The organism is Algibacter pacificus, from assembly GCF_008033385.1.
GTDB classification, from domain to species: Bacteria; Bacteroidota; Bacteroidia; order Flavobacteriales; family Flavobacteriaceae; genus Algibacter; species Algibacter pacificus.
Map to the genome: position 1 here is coordinate 127,244 of NZ_VOGY01000009.1, position 23,520 is coordinate 150,763.

Sequence of the window (23,520 nt, forward strand, 5' to 3'; positions counted from 1 at the left end):
ATTATGGTTTGGTATCATGACTACATCATGCCTGGCATACCGCCACCACCTCCCATTGGAGGCATAGCAGGGGCATCTTCTTTAACTTCAATTAACGCACATTCTGTGGTTAAAATCATTCCAGAAACAGATGCGGCATTTTCTAAAGCAACACGCGTTACTTTTTTAGGATCAATAATACCAGCTTTAAGCATATCAACATAGGTGTCAGATTTGGCATCGAAACCAAAATCTTTTTTGCCTTCTAGTACTTTGTTTATCACAACAGAACCTTCTCCACCTGCATTTTCAACAAGCGTGCGTAAAGGTGCTTCAATAGCACGGGCTACAATTTGTATTCCTGTAGTTTCGTCTAAGTTATCGGTTGTAAGTTTTTCTAAAACAGATTTAGCTCTTACTAATGCAACACCACCACCAGCAACAATACCTTCTTCTACGGCTGCTCTAGTTGCGTGTAAAGCATCATCTACACGGTCTTTTTTCTCTTTCATTTCAACTTCACTTGCAGCGCCAACATAAAGTACAGCAACACCACCCGCTAACTTCGCTAAACGCTCTTGGAGCTTTTCTTTGTCGTAATCTGAAGTGGTTGTTTCAATTTGAGATTTAATTTGATTTACACGAGCTTTAATTGATTCAGCATCACCAGAACCGTTAACGATAGTCGTGTTATCTTTATCAATAGTTACTGTTTCAGCAGTACCAAGCATAGATAAATCGGCATTTTCTAAAGTGAAACCTCTTTCTTCAGAAATTACAGTTCCACCAGTTAAAATAGCGATATCTTCTAGCATCGCTTTACGACGATCACCAAAACCAGGCGCTTTAACAGCAGCGATTTTTAATCCACCACGTAATTTATTTACTACTAAAGTAGCTAGGGCTTGCCCGTCAACATCTTCAGCAATAATTAATAAAGGACGACCAGATTGAGCAACAGGCTCTAAAATTGGAAGAATTTCGTTTAAGTTAGAAATCTTTTTGTCGAACAATAAAATGTATGGATTTTCTAAATCGGCAATCATTTTATCAGCATCGGTAACAAAGTAAGGCGATAAGTATCCGCGGTCGAATTGCATACCTTCAACAACGTCTACATAAGTTTCCATGCCTTTAGCTTCTTCAACAGTAATAACACCTTCTTTACCAACTTTGCTAAAAGCTGTAGCGATTAATTCGCCAATAGTATCATCATTATTTGCAGAAATAGCGGCAACTTGTTTAATCATTTCAGATGAGTTACCTACTTTTTTAGCTTGTTTTTCTAGGTCTTCTACAATGGCTTCAACAGCTTTGTCAATACCACGTTTTAAATCCATTGGGTTAGCACCCGCAGCAACGTTTTTTAAACCTTCTTTTACAATGGCTTGCGCTAATACGGTGGCAGTAGTTGTACCATCACCAGCTAAATCGTTAGTTTTAGAGGCAACTTCTTTAACCATTTGTGCCCCCATATTTTCTAATGGGTTTTCAAGCTCAATTTCTTTCGCTACAGATACACCATCTTTAGTAACTTGTGGTGCACCAAAACTTTTACTGATAATTACATTACGTCCTTTAGGGCCTAACGTTACTTTTACTGCATTTGCTAATGCATCAACACCACGTTTTAATCCGTCGCGTGCTTCAATATCAAATTTTATATCTTTTGCCATTTTTTTATGCTTTATGCCTTAAGCTTTATGCTTTAGGCGTTAGTTTAATTTTTGTTTTAATGAATATATTTTTCGTTTAATGGTATTTATATCTTTATCTAATTCTAAAAAAGAGTTTTCATTTATGAAATTTAAATCCTTTGAAAGTAAGATAAGATATTCAACTTCAGAGGCCGAACCTAAAGCTATGGTTAAAAAGCGATTGAATTCAGCATCAGTATCTCTGCCACATCCTTCACTTATATTTGTTGGAATGGAAGAAGATGCTCTTCGAATTTGAGAAATCATACCATAAATTTCCTCTTTAGGAAAAGATTTGGTGAGTTCATATATTTTTAAGGTAAATACATGACTTAATTTCCAAATATCGTATTTTTTGAAATCTCTCATCGCTTAAAGCTTAAGGCGCAGTGCTTAAAGTTATTTATATTATCGCAAGAATATCGCTCTCACGCATAATTAAATAATCGGTACCTTCTAATTTTAGTTCTGTGCCTGCATATTTACCATATAAAACAGTGTCACCAACTTTCACAGTAATAGGCTCGTCTTTGGTGCCTTTTCCTGCAGCAACAACAGTTCCTTTTTGTGGTTTTTCTTTGGCATTGTCTGGAATAATAATTCCTGAAGCTGTTTTTGTTTCAGCGGCAGCTGGTTCAATAAGAACGCGGTCTGCTAATGGTTTAATGTTTAAGCTCATTTTTATATTATTTTAATTAATTAAATTATTATTAATGCTGTAATAGTAAGCGAAAAATATGCCAAGAGCAATAGACTGACAAACTTGCAGAAATAAAAAATGCCAACTGTATAAGTTGGCATTTTAAGACTTTAAATATGTTTTGTGTAATTAGTTTACACTATCTTTTAGTGTTGCCGCAGCATCGTTTGCTGTATTAGTAGGAGCTGTTGGCAATGGTTGTGTGCTAGGTGCATCAGTACTATCTAATGCTTTAGATTCTAAAGCAGTGTCCCCTTTGTTAATGGCTATGTTTGATGTTAATATTAATACTAACAAAAATGTAGCTAAATACCATGTGCTTTTATCTAAAAAGTCGGTTGTCTTTTTTACACCGCCTAATTGCTGTGTGCCACCACCACCAAATGAAGAAGATAATCCGCCTCCTTTTGGGTTTTGAACCATGATTACTACAATTAGTAAAAATGCTACCACAACTATTAATGCTAAAAATATTGTAAACGTACTCATTATTTCTTGTTATTTTGTTCTTGTAATTGTTCTACTGCCCTAATTTGGTTTGCAAAGAAACCACTTTTTTCTGGATATTTCAAACTTAAAATTTTATAAGATTGAATTGCCTTGGAATAATTTTTTTGTTCGACATAAATACGCGCTAAAGTCTCAGTCATTAAAGTCTCTGGCTGCATTAATTGCACTTTGGCCAAATTACCTTTTAATGAAACGGGCTTTGTTGGATTTATTTTTGGGTTTTTTGTAATGAATTTATCTATTAAATCGAACTTTTTTTCAATTTCTAAGGGGTTGCTGGTTTTTGTTTTAACAGGTTTTTTTTCAACTTCAGTTTTTCGCTCAATGGGTTTAAATTTTGTAAGTTTTAGCCATTCATTGAAGGAGTGCGATTCCTTTTTATCGAACGGAAGCGGTTGGCCTAAATTTAACACTGCTTCTGGTGTGTTGTTTTTAGAGGTGATGTCTTCGGTGGAAGTTTCTGTTTTTTCAGATTTTTCTAATTCGTTTAAAACTGTCGTTATTTCTTTTGCCGGTTGAGTTTCTTTAGGTTGAAAAAGAGAAGGGTCTAAAACACCTGTTGTGTCCTCTATTTGTTGTTTTAAGGTATCATCGATAGTTAGGTTTTTGTTGATGCTAATATCTTCAATATCGATTTCTATATCATTTAAATTAGAATTGTTTTTTTTAATATGTTGCGAAATTTCATTTTGAATGAAATGATCTGAAGTAATAAAATCGAACAAAACACTACGATCGGTAGTATAGGCCGCCGTTGTTTTTAGTGCTTGATTATATGCTAAGCTACCTTGGTCTTTTAACCCTTTAAGATGAATAGCTCTTGCCGATTGAAAATAAGGATAAGCTTCTAAAATAGACTGAATAGCCTCGGTTTTCTCGTGGTTAATAGCTTCTGGGTGTTGCAGCAAATATGTAAAGGCGGTTTGGTTCATTGGCTAAGCCAAATTTTTTTTATTAGTTTGATATGGTTTTTTTTAAACAGCATCGTTATTGTAATGATACTTTACCATTTAGCAAGTGTGGCATTAAAAATATCTTGTGTTAAACGTTCAAATATTTCTTCGTGAGCTGTTGTTTTTAAGGAGCCCACAAGTTGTTCTGCGCCAGCATAATCGTAAAAAAAGGTAAAACTTTGTTCTAAATCGTCGTCTGGATTTTTTTTATTAAAAAATCTAATTTTAACCCCTATGGTTAGTCTGTTTTGTGCCGCAACGTCTGATGAGGTTGCTGTAGTTGGTGATATTCTATAATTTGATATTTCGCCTTCGTATACTAAATCGCCATTGGATGTAACGAGGTTTAGGTTGGTTTGATTTTGTATTAAATCTTCCAAAGCTAATTTAAAATCACGGTTTAAACCTGGCTCTACTAAAAGGGCATTATTTTCGAAATAATTAACTTGATAGGTTTTAATATCTGAAGAAATAGAAGCTCCTGTAAAGGAGTAAATACCACAACTTGTTAGGGTTGCCATAGTTAATGCGATAATGATATATTTTGCTTGTTTCATTTTTTGCTTTATAAATCCATGTCTGCTTTTTTGGTAAACATGTGTTTTTATTAACGTCTTTTTATAAATCGTATTGTTTAATTTTACGGTATAAAGTACGCTCGCTAATACCGAGTTCTGCTGCGGCTAATTTACGTTTTCCGCTGTGACGTTCTAACGATTTTTTAATTAATTCTAATTCTTTATCATGAATAGATAAGGTTTCTTCTTCTTCAATTTCTTCAGCAAAATGGTATTTGTCTTGCGAAGTTACGGGGTCATCAAGGTTTGATGTGTGTTCTGGAATTGAAATTAATTCGGCATTAGTTACACTTTCTTCAAAATCAAGCACTTCTTCGTCATCATTACTGTAAATTTTCTGAATTAAACTTTCGTTGTTTTTTTCAACATCTTTCGTGTTTCCATGTTTCATCAGTTCCATGGTGAGTTTCTTTAAGTCGTTTAAATCACTTTTCATATCAAAAAGGACTTTATAAAGAATTTCACGCTCGCTACTAAAATCACTTTCAGATTTCGATGTTTTTATAACGGCTGGAAAATTTGTTCCCGAAGCAGGCAAATACCCCTTAAGCGTATCGGCGTTTATAGTTCTGTTTTGTTCTAATACCGAGATTTGCTCGGCAATGTTTCGTAACTGACGGATATTACCATTCCAACGGTGTTTTATAAGGATTTGTACGGCCGGATCCGTTAGTTTTACAGTTGGCATTTTGTATTTGAGTGCAAAATCGCTGGCAAATTTTCTAAACAACAAGTGAATATCTTCTGGGCGTTCTCTAAGTGGTGGCAAGTTTATATCTACGGTGCTTAAACGGTAGTATAAGTCTTCACGAAACTTTTCTTTTTCTATGGCTTCAAACATATTTACGTTTGTTGCGGCCACAATACGCACATTGGTTTTTTGAACTTTACTGGAACCAACTTTTAAGAATTCGCCATTTTCTAAAACACGTAAAAGTCGGACTTGCGTGGTTAAGGGGAGTTCTCCCACTTCATCTAAAAAAATGGTACCACCATCGGCCACTTCAAAATAGCCTTCTCGGGTTTGTGAAGCCCCTGTAAAGGCCCCTTTTTCATGTCCGAAAAGTTCCGAATCTATCGTTCCTTCGGGTATTGCACCGCAATTTACTGCGATGTATTTATTGTGTTTTCTGTGTGATAATTGATGTATTATTTTAGGAATACTTTCTTTTCCAACACCACTTTCCCCGGTTACTAAAACCGAAATATCTGTTGGGGCAACCTGTATCGCTTTTTCTATCGCGCGGTTTAGCGTTGGTGTATTACCTATAATGCCAAAACGTTGTTTTATTGCTTGAACTGATTCCATGTTTTTTTTAATTCAAAAGTTAGGACTAAAGTGTCTGTGCTTTATGTTTTATTGTAATAATCAATAGTTTTAATTCTTGATTATTGCATCTATATATGTTTTAACTTAACTCGATACCTTCGCCAATAAGCGTGGCGCTAGTACAATCATTAACTTTTACTTTTACAAAATCGCCTACCTTAAAGTTGCCTTTAGGGAACACGCAAACAATATTTTGCGAGGTGCGTCCCGACCATTGTTCGGCAGATTTTTTCGATTCTTTTTCTATTAAAACTTCTACAATAGTATTTAAGTGTTCTTTGGTTCTTATTTCACTATGAATACGTTGTAAATCTACTATATCTTGTAAACGACGTTTTTTTACAGGTTCCGGAACATCGTCTTCCATGTTGCGTCCGGCCATAGTTCCTGGGCGTTCCGAATAAGTAAACATATAACCAAAATTGTATTTTACATATTCCATTAAGGAAACGGTATCTTGAAAATCATCTTCGGTTTCTGTTGGAAAACCTACAATCATATCTTGACTAATAGCACAATTTGGAATAATACGACGAATGTTATCAATTAATTCGAAGTATTCTTCACGCGTGTGTAAACGGTTCATTGCTTTTAAAATACGATTACTTCCACTTTGGACTGGTAAATGAATATGGTTACAAATGTTATCAAATTTCGCCATAGTTTTAACGACATCTAAAGTTAAATCTTGCGGATTCGATGTTGAAAAACGAATGCGCATACCAGGTTGTTCTTTAGCGCAAAGTTCTAGTAATTTAGAAAAATCTACAGCGGTCGCTTTTTCCATATCGCTGGCTTTTACGAAATCTTTTTTAAGTCCGCCACCATACCAAAGGTAACTATCTACATTTTGCCCAAGGAGGGTTATTTCTTTAAATCCGCGGTTCCATAAATCGTTAATTTCTTCTAAAATACTTTGCGGATCACGGCTACGTTCACGGCCTCTAGTAAATGGTACCACACAAAAAGTACACATATTATCGCAGCCACGGGTAATGGAAACAAAAGCCGTTACGCCGTTAGAATTTAATCGTACCGGGGAAATGTCGCCATAAGTTTCCTCTTTAGAAAGGATAACGTTTATTGCGTCTCGACCTTCATCAACTTCGGCTAAAAGGTTTGGTAAATCTTTGTATGCATCCGGGCCAACTACTAAATCGACTATTTTTTCTTCTTCAAGAAATTTGGTCTTTAAGCGTTCGGCCATACAACCTAAAACACCCACTTTCATTTTTGGGTTTAGGTCACGTTTTACGGCGTTATATTTTTCTAATCGCTTGCGTACCGTTTGTTCGGCTTTATCACGAATAGAGCAGGTGTTTACTAAAACTAAATCGGCTTCTTCTAGGTTTTGTGTGGTGTTAAAACCTTGATCTTTCATAATTGAAGCTACAATTTCACTATCGCTAAAATTCATTGAGCAGCCGTAGCTTTCAATAAAAAGTTTGCGGGTATTGCCTGCTTTCTGTTCAAGCGTTAAAGATTGGCCTTGTTTATTTTCGTCTATAATTTTTTCCATAGTTTGCTAGAAACTCAAATCGTTCAATAAGTGTGCAAAGATACAATTTATTTATGTTTTGTGACAAAGTGGCAGTTTTAATTTAAAAGCTATTATTCTCACTTTTTCGGGTGTTATTTTTAAATAATAAAAATTGAATTTCAGACTCATTTTTTTAATAATATTGAGATGAAATGTTATTTGTTTTAGGGTTCTCGTCTTTTGGTTGATAAGTTTTAATCATTGGTTTGTCTGGGTTTTTTCTTTCAATAAATTGGATTACTTTTGACGTCTACTTATATTAACTTAATTTTTAGAATGAATACACTAACCGATTTAATAGAGAAAATTAATAATGCCAGGCAACTCGATTTTGGTACTATTTTTAGTGAATCCATAGAGCTTTTTAAGAAAACCTGGGTGCAAGGTTTTTTATTGCAGTTATTTTCCATGCTTGTTATGATGCCAATCATTATTATGGTTTATATTCCTATTATAGGTTTAGCCGTAGCTCAACAAAATGGAGGCGGAAACGGAGAAGAAGCTTTAGAGAATTTTCTAGGCGGACTCTCAGTGTTGTATATTGTTTTTGTAGTGGTTGCTATTTTTGTTTTAGGAGCCGTTTCTATGGCTTTGCATGCGTCTTTTTTCAGAATTATGAAACGTATGGATTATGATGAAGTGGTAGAAACTTCAGATTTTTTCTATTTTGTAAAAGGAAAATATTTAAGTAAAGCGTTTACCTTAATGTTGATTTCTATAGCTATCGTTGTGCCATCGGCGCTTTTGTGCTATTTGCCATTGCTTTATACTATTATTCCAATATCTTATTTTATGGTGTTTTTTGCTTTTAATTCCGAATTAACTACAGGAGAAATTGTAAAAGCAAGTTTTAAATTAGGCACAAAAAAATGGGGCATAAGTTTAGGCTTGTTTATTGTGAGTTATATGGGGGTTATGGTATTGTCTATGATGACTTGTGGTCTTGGCTCATTGTTTTTACAAACCTTTTTATTTCATCCTATGTATTTAATTTATAAAAAAGTGATTGGCTTTAATGTAAATAGTGTTATTGAAGAAATAGGAACTCAGGTAGAGGACTAAAAAAGCAATACCTGTATATTAAGGAGTGCGTACATAGGCTTTTGTTTAAAATAATTAGAAGCCGCTAAAAAAAATAAAAATAATAAACCCTGCTTTTATAGTGTTAAAAGTGGGGTTTATTATTTAAAAAATATATAGATAATGTTTGAAATTAGGTAGATAAACTTTTTTTGATATACATTTGTAGCCTTAAAAAATGATTTATGGCGAAGAATTTAGTAATAGTAGAGTCACCTGCAAAAGCAAAAACCATTGAAAAATTTCTAGGAAAGGATTTTAAAGTAGAGTCTAGTTTTGGACATATATCCGATTTACCGTCCAAGGAATTAGGGGTTGATGTAGAAGGTAATTTCGATCCCAAATATGAAGTTTCAACAGATAAGAAAGCAGTAGTAAAAAAATTACGAGACTTAGTAAAGAAAGCCGAAATGGTTTGGTTGGCAAGTGATGAGGATCGCGAGGGGGAAGCTATTGCATGGCATTTAGCCGAGACGCTAAAATTAAATAAAGACAAAACAAAACGTATTGTTTTTCATGAAATTACAAAAACTGCTATTTTAAAAGCTATTGAAAATCCACGTGGAATAGATTACGATTTAGTAGATGCACAACAAGCGCGTCGTGTATTGGATAGAATTGTAGGGTACGAGCTTTCTCCGGTATTATGGAGAAAAGTAAAAGGCGGCTTATCTGCGGGCCGTGTACAATCGGTTTCTGTTCGGTTAATTGTTGAAAAAGAACGCGATATTCAAGGGTTTAAACCAGTAGCTTCTTATAGGATAGATGCCGAATTTTCAAATGAAGATGGACAATCATTTAAAGCGAAACTTCCGAAGAACTTTTCAACAAAAAAAGAAGCTCAAGCGTTTTTAGAGAAAAATGCTATTGCCGATTTTAAAGTAGCCGATTTACAAAAAAAACCAGCTAAAAAATCGCCAGCAGCTCCGTTTACAACCTCTACATTACAACAGGAAGCGTCCAGAAAATTATATTTTTCGGTAAGTAAAACCATGACCATGGCACAGCGCCTTTACGAAGCAGGTTTAATTACTTATATGAGAACAGATAGTGTAAATTTATCTGACGAAGCTAAAAAAGGCGCAGAGGCTGAAATTAGAAAAGCCTATGGAGATCAATATAGTAAATCTAGAAATTATAAAGGAAAAGCTAAAGGTGCACAAGAGGCTCACGAGGCCATTCGTCCAACAAATTTTGCAGTACACTCGGTAGATATCGATTATGATCAAGCACGTTTATACGATTTAATATGGAAACGAGCTATTGCCTCGCAAATGAGTGAAGCTCAATTAGAGCGTACCAATGTTAAAATTAGTGCATCAACACATAAAGAAACCTTTACTGCAAACGGTGAGGTAATTACTTTCGATGGATTTTTAAAAGTGTATTTAGAAGGTACCGATGATGAAGATATAGACGAGCAAGATGGTATGCTTCCGGCTATGAAAACCAACGAAAAATTGCTTAATAGTTATATTACGGCAACCGAACGTTATACGCGTCCGCCAGCTAGATATACCGAAGCGTCTTTAGTGAAGAAATTGGAAGAATTAGGTATTGGTCGTCCGTCTACGTATGCACCAACCATTTCAACTATTCAGAATAGAAATTATGTTGAAAAAGGAACGATTGAAGGTGAAGCGCGTAATTATTCGCAATTGAAACTTCAAGATGGTGTTGTTGCAGATAATGTATTAACTGAAAAAGTAGGATCGGATAAAGGGAAGTTAGTTCCAACCGATATTGGAATGATTGTAACCGACTTTTTAGTGAATCATTTTGAGTCTATTTTAGATTATAGTTTTACAGCAAAAGTAGAAGCCGATTTTGATGAAATAGCTGAAGGGAAAGAGGATTGGAAAAAAATGATGAAATCGTTTTATAATAATTTTCACCCTATAGTAGAAGATGTTAAAGAAAATGCCGATAGAGAATCTGGAGAGCGTATTTTAGGTGAAGATCCTAAAACAGGGAAACGCGTTAGTGTGCGTTTAGGGAAATTTGGGCCTATGGTTCAATTAGGAACCGTAGACGATGAAGAAAAACCCCAGTTTGCCAGTTTAGGCCCAGACCAACAATTAAATTCTATTACTTTTGAAGAGGCGATGGATTTATTTCAATTACCTAAAAAATTAGGAACTTTTGAAAATGAAGACGTTGTTGTGAATAACGGACGTTTTGGACCATATGTAAAGTTTGGAGCTGCTTATGTATCGCTTCCAAAAGGGACAGATCCTTTAAGTGTGGAGCTAGACGATGCTATTGTTTTAATAAAAGAAAAACAAAAGGCAGATGCTCCAATTTATATGTATAAAGATTTGCCTGTTCAAAAAGGTAAAGGGCGTTTTGGGCCATATATTAAATGGAACAATATGTTTATAAATGTCAATAAAAAATACGACTGGGATAATTTATCCGATGATGATATTGTTGAACTTATTGAAGTGAAAATTCAAAAAGAAATTGATAAGGTTATTCATAATTGGGAAGATGAAGGTATCCGTGTAGAAAAAGCACGTTGGGGACGACATAATGTGATAAAAGGTAAAGTGAAAGTAGAGCTGGCTAAAACAGTTGATGTTACCGAAATGACCTTAGAAGAAGCTGCTAAAATAATAGAAGCTAATACTCCTAAGAAAAAAACAAGAAAAAAAGCAGCGCCTAAAAAAACATCAACGAGAAAAACGGCAACAAAAAAGAAATAGAATTTATAAATAATAGAGGATATTTTTAATGTTATTTTTTTATATTTAACGTGTTTATTTTCTTTTTTTATTGTTACTATTGTATAATAGCAAAAAGGACTAATTACTAAACTTTAATGAATTTTAATTTTCTGTCTCCCGTATCAGACTTTGTATTGGCTCATAATGAGTTACTTTCGGTTCAAGCTTTGGGTCGAAAGATAAAAGTTCATTCTGCGCAACATGGCATTCCAGATTTAGAGGATGTTGAAATAGCAATTCTTGGCGTTTTAGAAAATAGAAATGATCTTAATTATATAGGAGAATCATTCGATTTGGATGAAATTCGTAATGCGTTTTATAGCCTGTTTCCAGGAAGTTGGAATGTTATTATTGCCGATTTGGGCGATATTGAACAAGGAGAAAGTGTAGAGGATACTTATTTTGCTTTAAAAGAAACCATCAGTATTTTAATTAAAAAAAATATAATACCGGTCATTTTAGGAGGATCTCAAGACCTGACCTATGCTAATTATCGTGCTTATGATAATTTGGCACCAATGGTAAATATTGTAAATATTGATAGTAAATTCGATTTAGGCGATTCTACAAAACCTATAAAAAATAATAGTTTTGTAGGTAAAATTATTTTAGATCAACCTTATAATCTTTTTAATTATTCCACAGTAGGTTATCAAACTTATTTTAATTCGCAAGAAGAAATAGATTTGATGGATAGTCTGTATTTTGAGTCGTATAGATTAGGGCAAGTCTCGCATGATATAACTATAGTAGAACCTGTTTTACGAGATGCTAATATTGTAAGTATCGATCTTGGAGCTGTTAAAGCTTCCGAGGTTAGTGCAAATCAAAAGATGTCGCCAAACGGCCTCGATGGTAAAGAAATTTGCGCCATAGCAAGATATGCTGGTATTAGTAATAAAGTATCTTCCTTTGGTATTTATGAGTATAAACAATCTAGTGACGATGACATGACAGCGATGTTGGTAGCTCAAGTGCTATGGTACTTTATTGAAGGTGTAAACTATCGAATAAAAGATGATGATTTTTCTGATGAAAATACCTATCAAAAATTCATTACTTTAATAGATTCTGAGGAACTAATTTTCTATAAGAGTATAAAAACAGGGAGGTGGTGGATAGAAATACCTTTTTTATCAAATGTTAATAATAAATTAAAAAGGCATACGTTATTACCCTGTATGCATCAAGATTATAAAGATGCTTGCAATAATATAGTGCCAGAACGTTGGTATAAAGCTATACGGAAAAATAGTATTTAACAAGAAATACTTAGTAAAAACAAATATTTAATAAAGGAATTATTACTATTTAGCAATGTAGAGTAGTTTTTTTATTTAAAAATTGTTTTTAAAAAAATATATAAATAAGTTTACGCTCACAAAAATTAGGGCTTAAATAATTAACCGAGAGTTTTCTATGATTATGAAGAAGTTTATATTATTAACCGCAGTATTTGCACTTATGGCTAGTTGCAACTCAACAGATAGAGGAGAACTAGTTGGTGTGAAAGGGAAAACATGGCATCCAGAAAAGCCTTTTGGTATGGAGCTTATTCCTGGCGGTGCATTTATTATGGGAAATGCAGATGATGATTTAGCAGGTGTACAGGACGCTCCTACAAAAACAGTATCCGTACATTCTTTTTATATGGATGCAACGGAAATAACAAATAGTGAATACCGCCAGTTTGTTAATTGGGTAAGAGACTCTACATTAAGAATGAACCTGGCAAAACTAGCAGATGAAATAGGAATGACCCCAGAAGATGGAGGTATTGGAGAGTATGCTTTTAAAGATGCAGATACAGCAGATATGTCGGTATACGAAAGGTATATGTTCGATAATTATACAGGATTGGGACCTACAGGGTACGAAGGGCGAAAACTAAATAAAGATATTGAATTAGTTTTTGATACCGAGGATTATCCAGATGTATGGTATGCTGAAGTTATGGATAGTATGCATTTGTCTTTAGAAGCTTCATACAATGGACAACGTACTTGGGATGTAAAAAAATTTAAATTCCAATACAGTTATATGGATATTCAAGAAGCCGCTAGAAATAGAGGAATTAAACGTGAAGATGTTATTATAAAAGAAGAAATTATGGTATATCCAGACACCACAGTTTGGATAAGAGATTTTGAATATTCATACAATGAACCTAGACATAACAACTATTTTTGGCACGCTGGTTATGACGATTATCCGGTTGTAGGTGTTAGCTGGAAGCAAGCTAAAGCATTTTGCGAATGGCGAACATTAAATAAAAATTCATATCAAAAATCTGCAAATGCAGAATATGTAAATGCATTTAGATTGCCGTCGGAAGCCGAATGGGAGTATGCCGCAAGAGGTGGTTTGCAAGGAGCAACTTACCCTTGGGGAGGACCATATACTAAAAATGATAGAGGATGCTTTATGGCAAACTTTAAACCTTTAAGAGGCGATTATGGTGCCGATGATGCTTTATATACATTAGAAGCAAATTCTTTCGATCCTAATGATTATAATCTTTACAATATGGCTGGTAATGTATCTGAATGGGTAAACTCATCTTATGATCAAGGATCGTATGAGTACTCATCAAGTATTAACCCGAGTGTTAATGATCCTGCCAATAAGCGTAAAGTTATTCGTGGAGGTTCTTGGAAAGATGTAGCATACTTTTTACAAGTAGGTTCTAGAGATTATGAATATGCCGATTCAGCACGAAGTTATATCGGTTTTAGAACCGTTCAAGATTATATTGGTGCGCAAGTAGTTCAAAAAAAATAAAAAATAATACTAAAAAATTAAATTAAAAAAAATGGCGAAATCAAAAGCAGGTAAAAGGTTTATGAATATGGCTTACGGGTTAGGGGCAGCAGTAGTAATCCTTGGAGCATTATTTAAAATTACACATATGGAGTTTGGACCGTTAAACGGAAACATGCTTTTAACAATTGGTTTAGTAACTGAAGCGTTTATTTTTGCGCTTTCAGCTTTTGAACCTGTAGACGATGAGTTAGATTGGGCTTTAGTATACCCAGAATTAACAGGGGGGCAAGCGGCAGATAAAAAGAAGCAAAAAGAAGCCACTACCGATGCCGAAGGCTTGTTATCTAAAAAATTAGATGGCTTATTAAAAGAAGCAAAAATCGACTCTAATTTAATGGCTAGTTTAGGCGAAAGTATTAAAAATTTTGAAGGTGCTGCAAAAGGGATTTCTCCAACAGTAGATGGTATTGCTGCACAAAAGAAATATAGCGAAGAAATGTCATTGGCTGCAGCGCAAATGGAATCCTTAAATAGTTTATACAAAATACAGGTTGAACATGCAAGTCGTCAAGCAAGTATAAATGAGGAAGCTGTAGAAAATGCTGCTAAATTAAAGGAGCAAATGCAATCTTTAGCATCAAACTTATCATCATTAAACGGTGTTTATGGAGGTATGTTATCTGCAATGAATAAATAGTTTGGGGTTAATCCTAAAAATTATTAACCTAATAAACTAATTGAATTATGGCTGGCGGAAAATTATCACCAAGGCAGAAAATGATTAATCTAATGTATCTAATATTTATCGCAATGTTAGCGCTAAATATGTCAAAGGAAGTGCTTTCGGCATTTGGATTAATGAATGAAAGATTAAATGAATCTAACCAATCTGCGGAACTTCGTATAAAAAGTTTTGTTGAAAATTTAAATCTTAAAGCAGAAGAGCAACCAGAAAAATTTGGTTTAATGAAATCTAAAGGAGAAGCTTTAGATAAATTAGCAAAGGATTTTGATAATTATATTGCCGATTTAAAAGAAAAAATGAAAGCTTCTGTTGATAATCCTGAAGAATACGAAAGTATGGATAAAGGGGATTTTTTAGATGAATATTTTTTTAAAGGCGGGAAGTTAAAACCAGAAGGTGAAGCCTTTAAAAATCAAATAATAACCTTTCGAGAAGGGATTGTTAATTTATTAGGAGACGACAAGGGGATGGAAGCCGTTTTGAAAACTGTTAAAGAAAAATTTGCTACAGATGATGTAAAAAGAGGAGCAGGTACAGTAGAGTGGCTAGATCATAACTATAAAGGCTTTCCGTTGGTGGCTTCTTTAACAAAAATGACGCAGTTACAAGCAGATATTAAAACAACCGAATCTGAAATTTTAAGTAACATGTTGCAAGGAACGCTTTCTAATGAACTTTCCATGACAAATTACACCACTATAATGGAAACCACGAAATCTGCTTATTTTAATGGTGAGCAGTTCGATGGAGAAATTGTTTTAGGTCGTACGGATGCCTCTACAAAACCGAGCCGAGTTGAATTAACATTAGATGGTAGAGCACTAACAGAAAACCAATATACTGTTGAAGGAGGAAAAGTAAAACTTAACATTGGCACTGGTAGTGTTGGTGAGCATAGCATCCAAGGAACCTTGTTTTTCTCTCAAGATGGTGAAGAAATTCCTGTACCAGTAAAATCATCTTTTGCTACCGTTTCTAAACCCAATGCAGCAACTATTTCTGCAGATAAAATGAACGTGGTTTACAGAGGAGTGCAAAACCCAATGACTATATCGTTTGCAGGAATTCCAGATAATAAAGTTACAGCAAGTGCACCAGGCTTATCACGTAAAAGTGGAAGTCGCTATATCATGAATGCACAAGGCATTTCTGGAAGAGAGGTAACCATTAATGTAACTGGAGTCTTGCCAGATGGAGGTAAAGTTAGTGATAATGCTAAATTTAGAATTAAAGATTTACCAAAACCTACAGGAACAGTAAGAGGAGAAAGTGGCGCTGTTAAAATGCAACGAAATAGTCTCGAAATTTCAACTATAGGAGCTCAGTTTGATGATTTTGATTTTGAATTACCATTGCGAGTTACTGGATTTAAATTTAAAGTTCCAGGGCAACCAACTATCAGTGTTAGTGGTAGTAAATTAGATAGTAGAGCAAAAAGTGTTTTGCGTAAAGCTAAACGTGGTTCGGATGTTACCATTTTCGATATCCAAGCCAAAGCATCAGGGGTTAGTATATTACTTAAAAAAGTATCGCCAATTATTGTTGAGCTTACTAACTAGATCAGGAATTAAGTACGTGTAGAACGGACCTGTATTTTGAAATTTCATAAAAACCCATAAATAGTAAGTACATGAATTTGAAAAATTTTTTATTAACCATAACAGCTATTTGTACCATATCTGGGGTGTTTGCGCAGGCAAATATCTTAAATGCAAAAAGCCCAGAAGAAATAGGGGTGCTTACAGATGCGCAAAAAATTGCTAGTAACGATAAGCCTTTAGAATATGGTTATGTAGCAGATCGGGATATTCTATTTTCTAGAATGACTTGGGAAAAAATTGTGTTGGATGAACGTGTTAATTTTCCTTTGTATTACCCTATTGATACTAATAATATAAGTCGAGACAGAAGATCTTTATATGATGTTTTAATGACAAACATTAAAAATGGTAGAATAAAAAATGTTTATGATGATTCTTATTTTAATGGTAAAAGAACTTTAAAAGATATTCAGTCAACATTATCAAGAGTAGATACAACCGAGGTGGGTATTGAACAAATAAATATGGGAGAATCTTTATCTGCAGAATATATTGATAGGCGTGACATATCGGCTGCTGAAATTCGGGAATATCATATAAAAGGACTATGGTATTTTGATAAACGCCAATCGGAATTAAAATACCGTTTATTAGGTATTGCTCCAGTAGCACCAGACGTCAATTTTATTGATGATGAGAATCCAGATTTAGTAGAGTTGTTTTGGGTGTTTTATCCGGACGCGCGTGAAGTTTTACACGAAGCAAAAGCTTTTAATAGTAAAAATAGTGCCTCAAGATTTTCATTCGATCATATTTTAAATTCACGTCGTTTCCAAGGTTATATTTATAAGGAAGAAAATATTCAAAACGATAGAACTATTACGGAATACGTGGAAGATAATGCGCTTATGCAATTACTAGAATCAGAAAGAATAAAAGATAAAATTAGAGATTTTGAATCGGATATGTGGGCGTATTAATACCACATTAATTCTAAAATATACGGAACGTTCACTTTTTAGTGAACGTTTTTTTGTCTATTTAATATATAACTTAAGGTATGGAAGTAGATTATATAGTTGTTGGTATAGGGTTGGCAGGTGTTAGTTTTTGCGAGCAATTAAAAGTAAACAACAAGCGTTTTGTGGTGTTTGATAATGCATCACAACAATCGTCTACTGTGGCAGGAGGTTTGTATAACCCGGTTGTTTTAAAGCGTTTTACTTCTGTTTGGAAAAGTGAGGAACAGCTTAATTTGGCTTTGCCTTTGTATAAAAATATAGAAAAAGAACTTGGGGTAAAGTTAGATTATAAAATTCCTGTTTATCGAAAATTTGCTTCCTTAGAAGAGCAGAACGATTGGTTTTCTGCATCAGATAAACCTAGGTTGTCTGCTTATCTTTCAACTAAATTAGTTAAAAATGATAACGCTGCTATCAATGCCTCATTTGGGTTTGGAGAGGTTTTAACCACAGGTCGAATTGATGTAAAAGTTTTAATTGAAACTTATAAAGCACATTTGTTTAATTCTGAAATTTTATTCAAAACTACTTTTGATTATGAGCTATTGTTAACCCATGTTAATGGGGTTACCTATAATAGCATAAAGGCAAAACATATCGTTTTTGCAGAAGGTTTTGGAGTGGTTAAAAATCCGTTTTTTAGTGACTTACCGATGGTGCCCACCAAAGGCGAGTTACTTACCATACATGCACCTAATTTAAATATGAATTTTGTATTGAAAGCAGGTGTGTTTTTAATTCCGTTGGGAGATCATTTATATACGGTTGGTGCTACTTACGATTGGAGTGATACTACTCATGAAATTACGGATAAAGCCAGAATAAACCTTTTAGAAAAACTTAAAAAAGTGATTAATTGCAATTTTGAAGTGGTAAATCAAGTTGCAGGAATTCGACCTACAGTTAAAGATAGACGTCCGCTGGTAGGAAAGCATAATACACAGGCTAATATGTATGTTTTAAACGGTTTGGGGACACGTGGTGTTATGATTGGTCCTTATGTGGCTAAAGCGCTTTTTGAATATATTGAATTAGAAACACCATTAGAACCTGAAATTAATATTGACCGGTTTAATTAAATAAACTACCATTTTAGATTTGTAACTAAACTAGGCAGGTTGGTTTGCGTTAGGGATTGAACGGTTTGTTTGAGCTCCCCGACCTTTTGGGAGGGAGCGAGTAGTGAAAGCCCGACCTTTTGCAATTTTACTAGGCTATTTTGCATAGTAAAATTGCAAAAGGTAACGCCCAAATAAAATTTTACAGCTTTTTTTTCCAATTTTTATCGTAACTCATAAAAATATTTATCCAAATATTTCTGGATAGACGAGAAATTATTGGAATACAAGCAATTAAAGTACATACAATTGCAATGAAAATTTCATTTATACTGGCCTTAAAAATTAAACCAGAAATAACGTAAGCAGCAACTCCAAATGCAATACCCACGCCGTAACTTACGTACATGGCACCGTAGAAAAACGATGGTTCAATTTTGTATTTAGTATGGCAATGACTACATTTTTCGTGCATTACTAGCGTTTCTGAAATGGCATAGGGGTTTTTGTTAACATACATAGATTCTTCCTGACATTTTGGGCAAGTGCCCGTAAAAATACTATATAGTTTAGATCCTTTTTTAAACATATTATTTGTGTATTTTTGCAACCGAAATTGCAAAGCAAAAGTAAGGGTTTTACATTAAAAACTTTGTAATAAAAGTTACATTTCTATGATGAACATTCACAATTTATCGGTTTCATTTCAAGGCGAATACTTGTTTGAAGATATTACATTTAAACTTGGTAACGGCGATAGAATTGGCCTTATTGGAAAAAATGGTGCAGGGAAATCGACCATGCTTAAAATTTTATCTAAAGAAATGGAACCCGATACTGGGCAAATAGCGGCAGATAAAGAACTTAAAATAGGGTTTTTAAAACAGGATATCGATTTTATTTTAGGACGTACCGTTTTGGAAGAAGCTTACGAGGCTTTTATTGAAATTAAGGCTTTAGAGGCTCAAATGGAGGAGGTAAACACCCAATTGGCAACGCGTACCGATTATGAAAGTGACGGCTACCACCAATTGATGGTAGATATTAACGATTTGCAGCATCAATATGAAATTTTAGGTGGTTATAATTATCAGGGGGATACCGAGAAAATTTTACAAGGTTTAGGGTTTAAGCGTGAAGATTTTAATAAACTTACCGATACCTTTTCTGGGGGTTGGCGTATGCGTATTGAGTTGGCTAAATTATTGCTTCAAAACAACGATATTCTGCTATTGGATGAGCCTACCAACCACTTGGATATAGAATCTATTATTTGGTTAGAAGGGTTTTTAAAGAATTATACCGGAGCCGTTGCGATTGTATCGCACGATAAAATGTTTTTGGATAATGTGACTAATAGAACGATTGAAATTTCGTTAGGGCGTATTTACGATTATCCAAAACCATACTCTCAGTTTTTAGTATTACGAGAAGAATTGCGTACACAGCAATTGGCCTCGCAAAAAAATCAGCAAAAGCAAATAGAACAAACTGAGAAACTTATAGAAAAGTTTAGAGCCAAAGCTTCCAAGGCCACTATGGCGCAATCGTTAATTAAAAAACTAGATAAAATTGACAGAATTGAAGTGGATGAGGATGATAATAGTGTTATGACACTAAATTTTCCGGTATCCATTACACCAGGAAAAGTGGTGGTCGAGGCCGAAAATGTTTCTAAAAACTACGGAGAAAATCAGGTTTTGTCTAATGTAAGTTTGTTAATAGAGCGCGATGCAAAAACGGCTTTTGTTGGACAAAATGGACAGGGTAAATCTACATTGGCAAAAATTTTGGTTGGCGATTTACAATATGATGGGAACCTTAAGCTAGGGCATAATGTGCAAATTGGTTATTTTGCTCAAAATCAAGCCGAATATTTAGACGGAAATAAAACGGTTTTAGATACTATGATTGATGCTGCAAACGAAACTAACCGAAGTAAAGTGCGAGACATTTTGGGGTCGTTTTTATTTAGAGGCGATGAGGCCGAAAAATACGTTCGCGTACTTTCGGGAGGAGAACGTAACCGTTTGGCGCTTGCAAAATTAATGCTCCAACCATTTAATGTGCTTATTATGGATGAGCCAACAAATCACCTCGATATAAAGTCTAAAAATGTATTAAAAGAGGCGCTAACTCGTTTTGAGGGCACTCTTATATTAGTGTCTCACGATCGTGATTTTTTACAAGGACTCACCACAACACTTTATGAATTTAAGGACGAAAAAATTAAAAAGTATTTAGGAGATATTGATTATTATTTGGAGCAACGTAAAGTTGAAAGTTTGCGTGAGGTGGAAAAACGCACAGTAATAAAGGATACGCCTAAGGAAAAAAAACAGCAATCGTACGAAGATCAGAAAAAGCTAAAATCTTTAAATAATAGATTGAGTAATACAGAATCTAAAATCAATCAGTTAGAAAAGGAAATTAAGAAAATAGATGAAGAATTAGCTTTAAATTACGATGAAGTATCTTCTAAGCCAAATTTTTTTAGTAGCTATCAGTCTAAAAAAGAGAAACTTAATAAACTTATGAACGAATGGGAAGAGATTCAAATGAAAATTGATTCTTTGTAGGAATAATTGTGCGGTTTAACGAAATTATTCCAATTTTGAAAAAAAAAAGAATAGCTTTGATAATAGTAAATTCTCGAAGAGAAATTATAGCTCGATTTTTATTTAAATGCCTTTAAATAAAGAGAATTTAATAATCTTAAAATTGTTATTATGAAAAACTGGAAAAAAGAATTAACCGATTTTTCGGTAGAAAAACTGGAAGAAAGAAAAGAATTTACCTTTTACTTTAATTATGCACAATGTGAAACCAATGGACAAAGTGGCCGAGGAGGATACGAAGGTTGCCGTCCTAAATGTGACCCAGATATTACTGATGGAATTAATTAATTAGTATTTAAACAAATTTTAGAAAGCTTGAATCAATAAAACAATTGGTTCAAGCTTTTTCAATTTAGAACTTTTTATCATATTATGAAACCAGCAAAACAGAAAACCCTCTCTTTTTTTAAAAACCAAGTAATCTTTTTAGAAGAAGCTTTTGTTATTGAAAATATTGAGGCGTTTACGGCGTTTAAAAAAGCTGTAGAAATGTATTGTTATTTTACATTCGAGTTTGATAAAATTATAGATAGCGAGGTAAATTTTGAATCTCAATATGTAGCTAAAGAAAATAAAACCTTAGTTGCTGTAAAAAGTGTTCAATCTGCAATACAAATACTAAGTTCTATTTTTCCATTAAACCATCCGTTTTGGGACACACTAAACCAAGCATTAAGTGATTATTATGAAAACACATTGGAAGAAAAATACCAAAGTATAAAACAGCCTTTGTATTCATTAGAAGCCTTTGAAAATTACGCCATAGCAAAACATTGTTTGGCATATATTCCTATTGCAGGTTTAAATTTTTTGTTTAAATGTAATCGGGATTATCAGGCGCTTCGTAAAATGTACACGCACATATTTTTGGCCATGCAAATGAATGATGATTTAGAAGATTTTAATGATGATATTGAAAACAATCAATGGACCTATTTGCACGCTCGTGTTGTTAAATTTTTAAATACAGAAAACATTGAAGAGGATAAAAGTTTAACCAAATTTAAAGAACGTTTATTATATGTGTCAGGTATTGGTACCGAGGCTATTGACTATGTTAAACTTCATTTTAACGAAGCGCTTTTACTTGCAAAAACGTTAAGTCTTGTAAAAATATCCGAATGGTTGGAGGATGTTATTGCCGATGTACAAGAAAATGAAGCACTAGTATTACGTTTACTTCACAAATAAAAAATGTCTTTAATAGTTGTAGATTATAAAGTGTCCGCTTATCAGCCAGGAAAATGGGTTGTAGAGGTTAATAGCGAACATTTTATAGTGCAAGATAATGTTAAGATATTAATAGATATCTTGGCAAACGCTAAAACTAAACAAGAAGCATTAATTAAATTTAATGCACATTTTACTCAAGAGTTAAACCGGGTAGAATTTGAATCGTTTTGTAAACAAACCCTAGAAAAAGTAAATTTAGTGGATAGCGAAATAGGTACAGCACCTGCTAAGACAAAAAGTTTTTTACAATTAGAAAAAATTTTATTTTCAAAAAAAACAACCGACCAAGTGGTTCGAGTTTTCGGGTATTTATTTATACCTAAAATATTTTGGGGAGCATTTATTATATTATCCGTCGCTTCTGTAATTTCTATTTATAAAATCCCGATAATAGGATCTACAAAAATCCCCGTAATATGGGTTATATTACTGTACCTACCAACGGTATTATTACATGAAATAGGACATGTTGCGGCATGTAAAAAATTTACAGGACAGGCTAGTGAAATTGGCATTGGTATTTATATTGTTTTTCCCGTGTTTTTTTCAAATATATCTGCTATTTGGCATGCAACAAAGCAAGAACGAATTATAACAAACTTGGCAGGGGTCTATATGCAGTTGTGGTGTATGCTTGTTTTTATTATGTTTTATCTATTAACAGGATTACTTCTTTTTCAGCATATGATTTTTTTAACAGGAATCTATAATTTTTTTCAACTATTTCCTTTTATTCGAAGTGATGGGTATTGGTTACTATCGGATATAACATCGACACCAAACCTTTTAGCTAATTCTAAGGAAATTTTGAAAAACAGCTTGTTTCCTCCTTATAAAATTCCTATAACCATTCATTGGAAACGCGTTTTTTTATTTGCTTATGGGGCTTTTAATTTTTTGTTAATAGGCTATTTTGTGTATTATCAATTTGGTTATAATTGGCAAGAAATAATTGAATTTCCAAGTGTTGTATGGACAATGTTAACTCAAGTAGTTACGCTTCAGTTTTCAAAAATAGATTTTCAGTATAATTATATGTCATATATTATAGTGTATTTTGTATTATATTCATATGGAACAAAAGCTATAAAGTACCTTTATAAATAGTTGTTTCCGAAGAATTAAAACAGGAATTAGATTGTTTTAATATTCATTATTAGGCATAATGTTGCCGTTTATTGTTGGTTTTGTGTTAGTTTATAAAATTAAATAGTTTGTAAACACCATTTTGTGTTTTTATTTTAAATTAAATGCAAACTTTATTTGCAAAGATTAAAAAGGATTGTATATTTGCTGTCCGAAATAATTGAGTCGGCATTATGAACCGAGAGTTAAAAGCTAAGTAAATTATTTCAACATAACATCGCGGGATAGAGCAGTAGGTAGCTCGTCGGGCTCATAACCCGAAGGTCACTGGTTCGAGTCCAGTTCCCGCTACTAAGCAAGA

At 33.7% G+C, this 23,520-nt stretch carries 21 protein-coding genes and 1 tRNA gene; 13 read left to right on the top strand and 9 right to left on the bottom strand.

Annotation, left to right across the window (positions count from 1 at the left end; translation table 11 throughout):
• Positions 1-20: 20 nt before the first annotated feature.
• From groL to miaB, 8 genes are all read right to left on the bottom strand, one after another.
• Positions 21-1,655, bottom strand: coding sequence for a chaperonin GroEL (gene groL, locus FQU21_RS14035; RefSeq protein WP_147678639.1), 1,635 nt, complete (start codon positions 1,653-1,655; stop codon positions 21-23).
• Between the two features lie 39 nt (positions 1,656-1,694).
• A complete protein-coding gene (locus FQU21_RS14040) occupies positions 1,695-2,045 on the bottom strand; it encodes a four helix bundle protein (protein WP_147678640.1) in 351 nt (116 codons plus the stop codon).
• 34 nt (positions 2,046-2,079) lie between these two features.
• Entirely contained in the window at positions 2,080-2,355 is a 276-nt protein-coding gene (locus FQU21_RS14045; RefSeq protein ID WP_042498021.1) for a co-chaperone GroES, read from the bottom strand.
• Between the two features lie 150 nt (positions 2,356-2,505).
• Positions 2,506-2,865, bottom strand: a complete 360-nt coding sequence (gene secG / locus FQU21_RS14050) for a preprotein translocase subunit SecG (RefSeq protein ID WP_147678641.1) — start codon at positions 2,863-2,865, stop codon at positions 2,506-2,508.
• Positions 2,865-3,818 carry a hypothetical protein gene (locus FQU21_RS14055; protein WP_147678642.1) on the bottom strand — a complete coding sequence of 318 codons (954 nt, stop codon included), beginning with the start codon at positions 3,816-3,818 and terminating at the stop codon, positions 2,865-2,867. The genes secG and FQU21_RS14055 overlap by 1 nt, the downstream gene beginning before the upstream one ends.
• A 71-nt stretch (positions 3,819-3,889) precedes the next feature.
• Positions 3,890-4,396 (bottom strand): LPS assembly lipoprotein LptE, encoded by a 507-nt coding sequence (lptE, locus tag FQU21_RS14060; RefSeq protein WP_147678643.1) that lies wholly within the window; start codon positions 4,394-4,396, stop codon positions 3,890-3,892.
• A 61-nt stretch (positions 4,397-4,457) separates the two neighbouring features.
• Complete coding sequence (locus FQU21_RS14065) at positions 4,458-5,726, bottom strand: sigma-54 interaction domain-containing protein (protein ID WP_147678644.1); 1,269 nt, start codon at positions 5,724-5,726, stop codon at positions 4,458-4,460.
• A gap of 100 nt (positions 5,727-5,826) precedes the next feature.
• Entirely contained in the window at positions 5,827-7,266 is a 1,440-nt protein-coding gene (gene miaB / locus FQU21_RS14070; protein ID WP_147678645.1) for a tRNA (N6-isopentenyl adenosine(37)-C2)-methylthiotransferase MiaB, read from the bottom strand.
• A 297-nt stretch (positions 7,267-7,563) separates the two neighbouring features.
• On the opposite strand from miaB, the gene FQU21_RS14075 reads away from it, so the two are divergent.
• From FQU21_RS14075 to FQU21_RS14110, 8 genes are all read left to right on the top strand, one after another.
• Positions 7,564-8,349 (top strand): hypothetical protein, encoded by a 786-nt coding sequence (locus FQU21_RS14075; RefSeq protein WP_147678646.1) that lies wholly within the window; start codon positions 7,564-7,566, stop codon positions 8,347-8,349.
• Positions 8,350-8,552: 203 nt separating this feature from the next.
• A complete protein-coding gene (gene topA / locus FQU21_RS14080; protein WP_147678647.1) occupies positions 8,553-11,072 on the top strand; it encodes a type I DNA topoisomerase in 2,520 nt (839 codons plus the stop codon).
• A 116-nt stretch (positions 11,073-11,188) separates the two neighbouring features.
• On the top strand, positions 11,189-12,355 hold the full coding sequence (locus FQU21_RS14085) for a formimidoylglutamase (RefSeq protein WP_147678648.1): 1,167 nt from the start codon (positions 11,189-11,191) through the stop codon (positions 12,353-12,355).
• Between the two features lie 163 nt (positions 12,356-12,518).
• Positions 12,519-13,874, top strand: a complete 1,356-nt coding sequence (porK, locus tag FQU21_RS14090; RefSeq protein WP_187269388.1) for a T9SS ring complex lipoprotein PorK/GldK — start codon at positions 12,519-12,521, stop codon at positions 13,872-13,874.
• A 31-nt stretch (positions 13,875-13,905) separates the two neighbouring features.
• Positions 13,906-14,553, top strand: coding sequence for a type IX secretion system motor protein PorL/GldL (gene porL / locus FQU21_RS14095; protein WP_147678650.1), 648 nt, complete (start codon positions 13,906-13,908; stop codon positions 14,551-14,553).
• A gap of 47 nt (positions 14,554-14,600) precedes the next feature.
• Entirely contained in the window at positions 14,601-16,160 is a 1,560-nt protein-coding gene (gene porM / locus FQU21_RS14100) for a type IX secretion system motor protein PorM/GldM (RefSeq protein WP_147678651.1), read from the top strand.
• Positions 16,161-16,231: 71 nt separating this feature from the next.
• A complete protein-coding gene (porN, locus tag FQU21_RS14105; protein ID WP_147678652.1) occupies positions 16,232-17,122 on the top strand; it encodes a type IX secretion system ring subunit PorN/GldN in 891 nt (296 codons plus the stop codon).
• Positions 17,123-17,202: 80 nt separating this feature from the next.
• Positions 17,203-18,243, top strand: coding sequence for an NAD(P)/FAD-dependent oxidoreductase (locus FQU21_RS14110; RefSeq protein WP_147678653.1), 1,041 nt, complete (start codon positions 17,203-17,205; stop codon positions 18,241-18,243).
• A gap of 181 nt (positions 18,244-18,424) precedes the next feature.
• On the opposite strand, the gene FQU21_RS14115 is transcribed toward FQU21_RS14110, so the two are convergent.
• The gene (locus FQU21_RS14115) at positions 18,425-18,811 is read right to left on the bottom strand and encodes a DUF983 domain-containing protein (protein WP_147678654.1); all 387 of its coding nucleotides are present in this window, start codon (positions 18,809-18,811) and stop codon (positions 18,425-18,427) included.
• An 85-nt stretch (positions 18,812-18,896) separates the two neighbouring features.
• On the opposite strand from FQU21_RS14115, the gene FQU21_RS14120 reads away from it, so the two are divergent.
• The 5 genes from FQU21_RS14120 to FQU21_RS14135 all read left to right on the top strand — a co-directional run bounded on the left by FQU21_RS14120 (position 18,897) and on the right by FQU21_RS14135 (position 23,510).
• Positions 18,897-20,801: an ABC-F family ATP-binding cassette domain-containing protein gene (locus FQU21_RS14120; protein ID WP_147678655.1), complete on the top strand. Its 1,905-nt coding sequence runs from the start codon at positions 18,897-18,899 to the stop codon at positions 20,799-20,801.
• A 150-nt stretch (positions 20,802-20,951) separates the two neighbouring features.
• Positions 20,952-21,128 (top strand): hypothetical protein, encoded by a 177-nt coding sequence (locus FQU21_RS17470; RefSeq protein ID WP_187269389.1) that lies wholly within the window; start codon positions 20,952-20,954, stop codon positions 21,126-21,128.
• 84 nt (positions 21,129-21,212) lie between these two features.
• Positions 21,213-22,031: a hypothetical protein gene (locus FQU21_RS14125; protein WP_147678656.1), complete on the top strand. Its 819-nt coding sequence runs from the start codon at positions 21,213-21,215 to the stop codon at positions 22,029-22,031.
• A gap of 3 nt (positions 22,032-22,034) precedes the next feature.
• The gene (locus FQU21_RS14130; protein ID WP_147678657.1) at positions 22,035-23,180 is read left to right on the top strand and encodes a hypothetical protein; all 1,146 of its coding nucleotides are present in this window, start codon (positions 22,035-22,037) and stop codon (positions 23,178-23,180) included.
• Between the two features lie 257 nt (positions 23,181-23,437).
• Positions 23,438-23,510: transfer RNA gene (locus tag FQU21_RS14135), tRNA-Met, on the top strand.
• Positions 23,511-23,520: the final 10 nt, after the last annotated feature.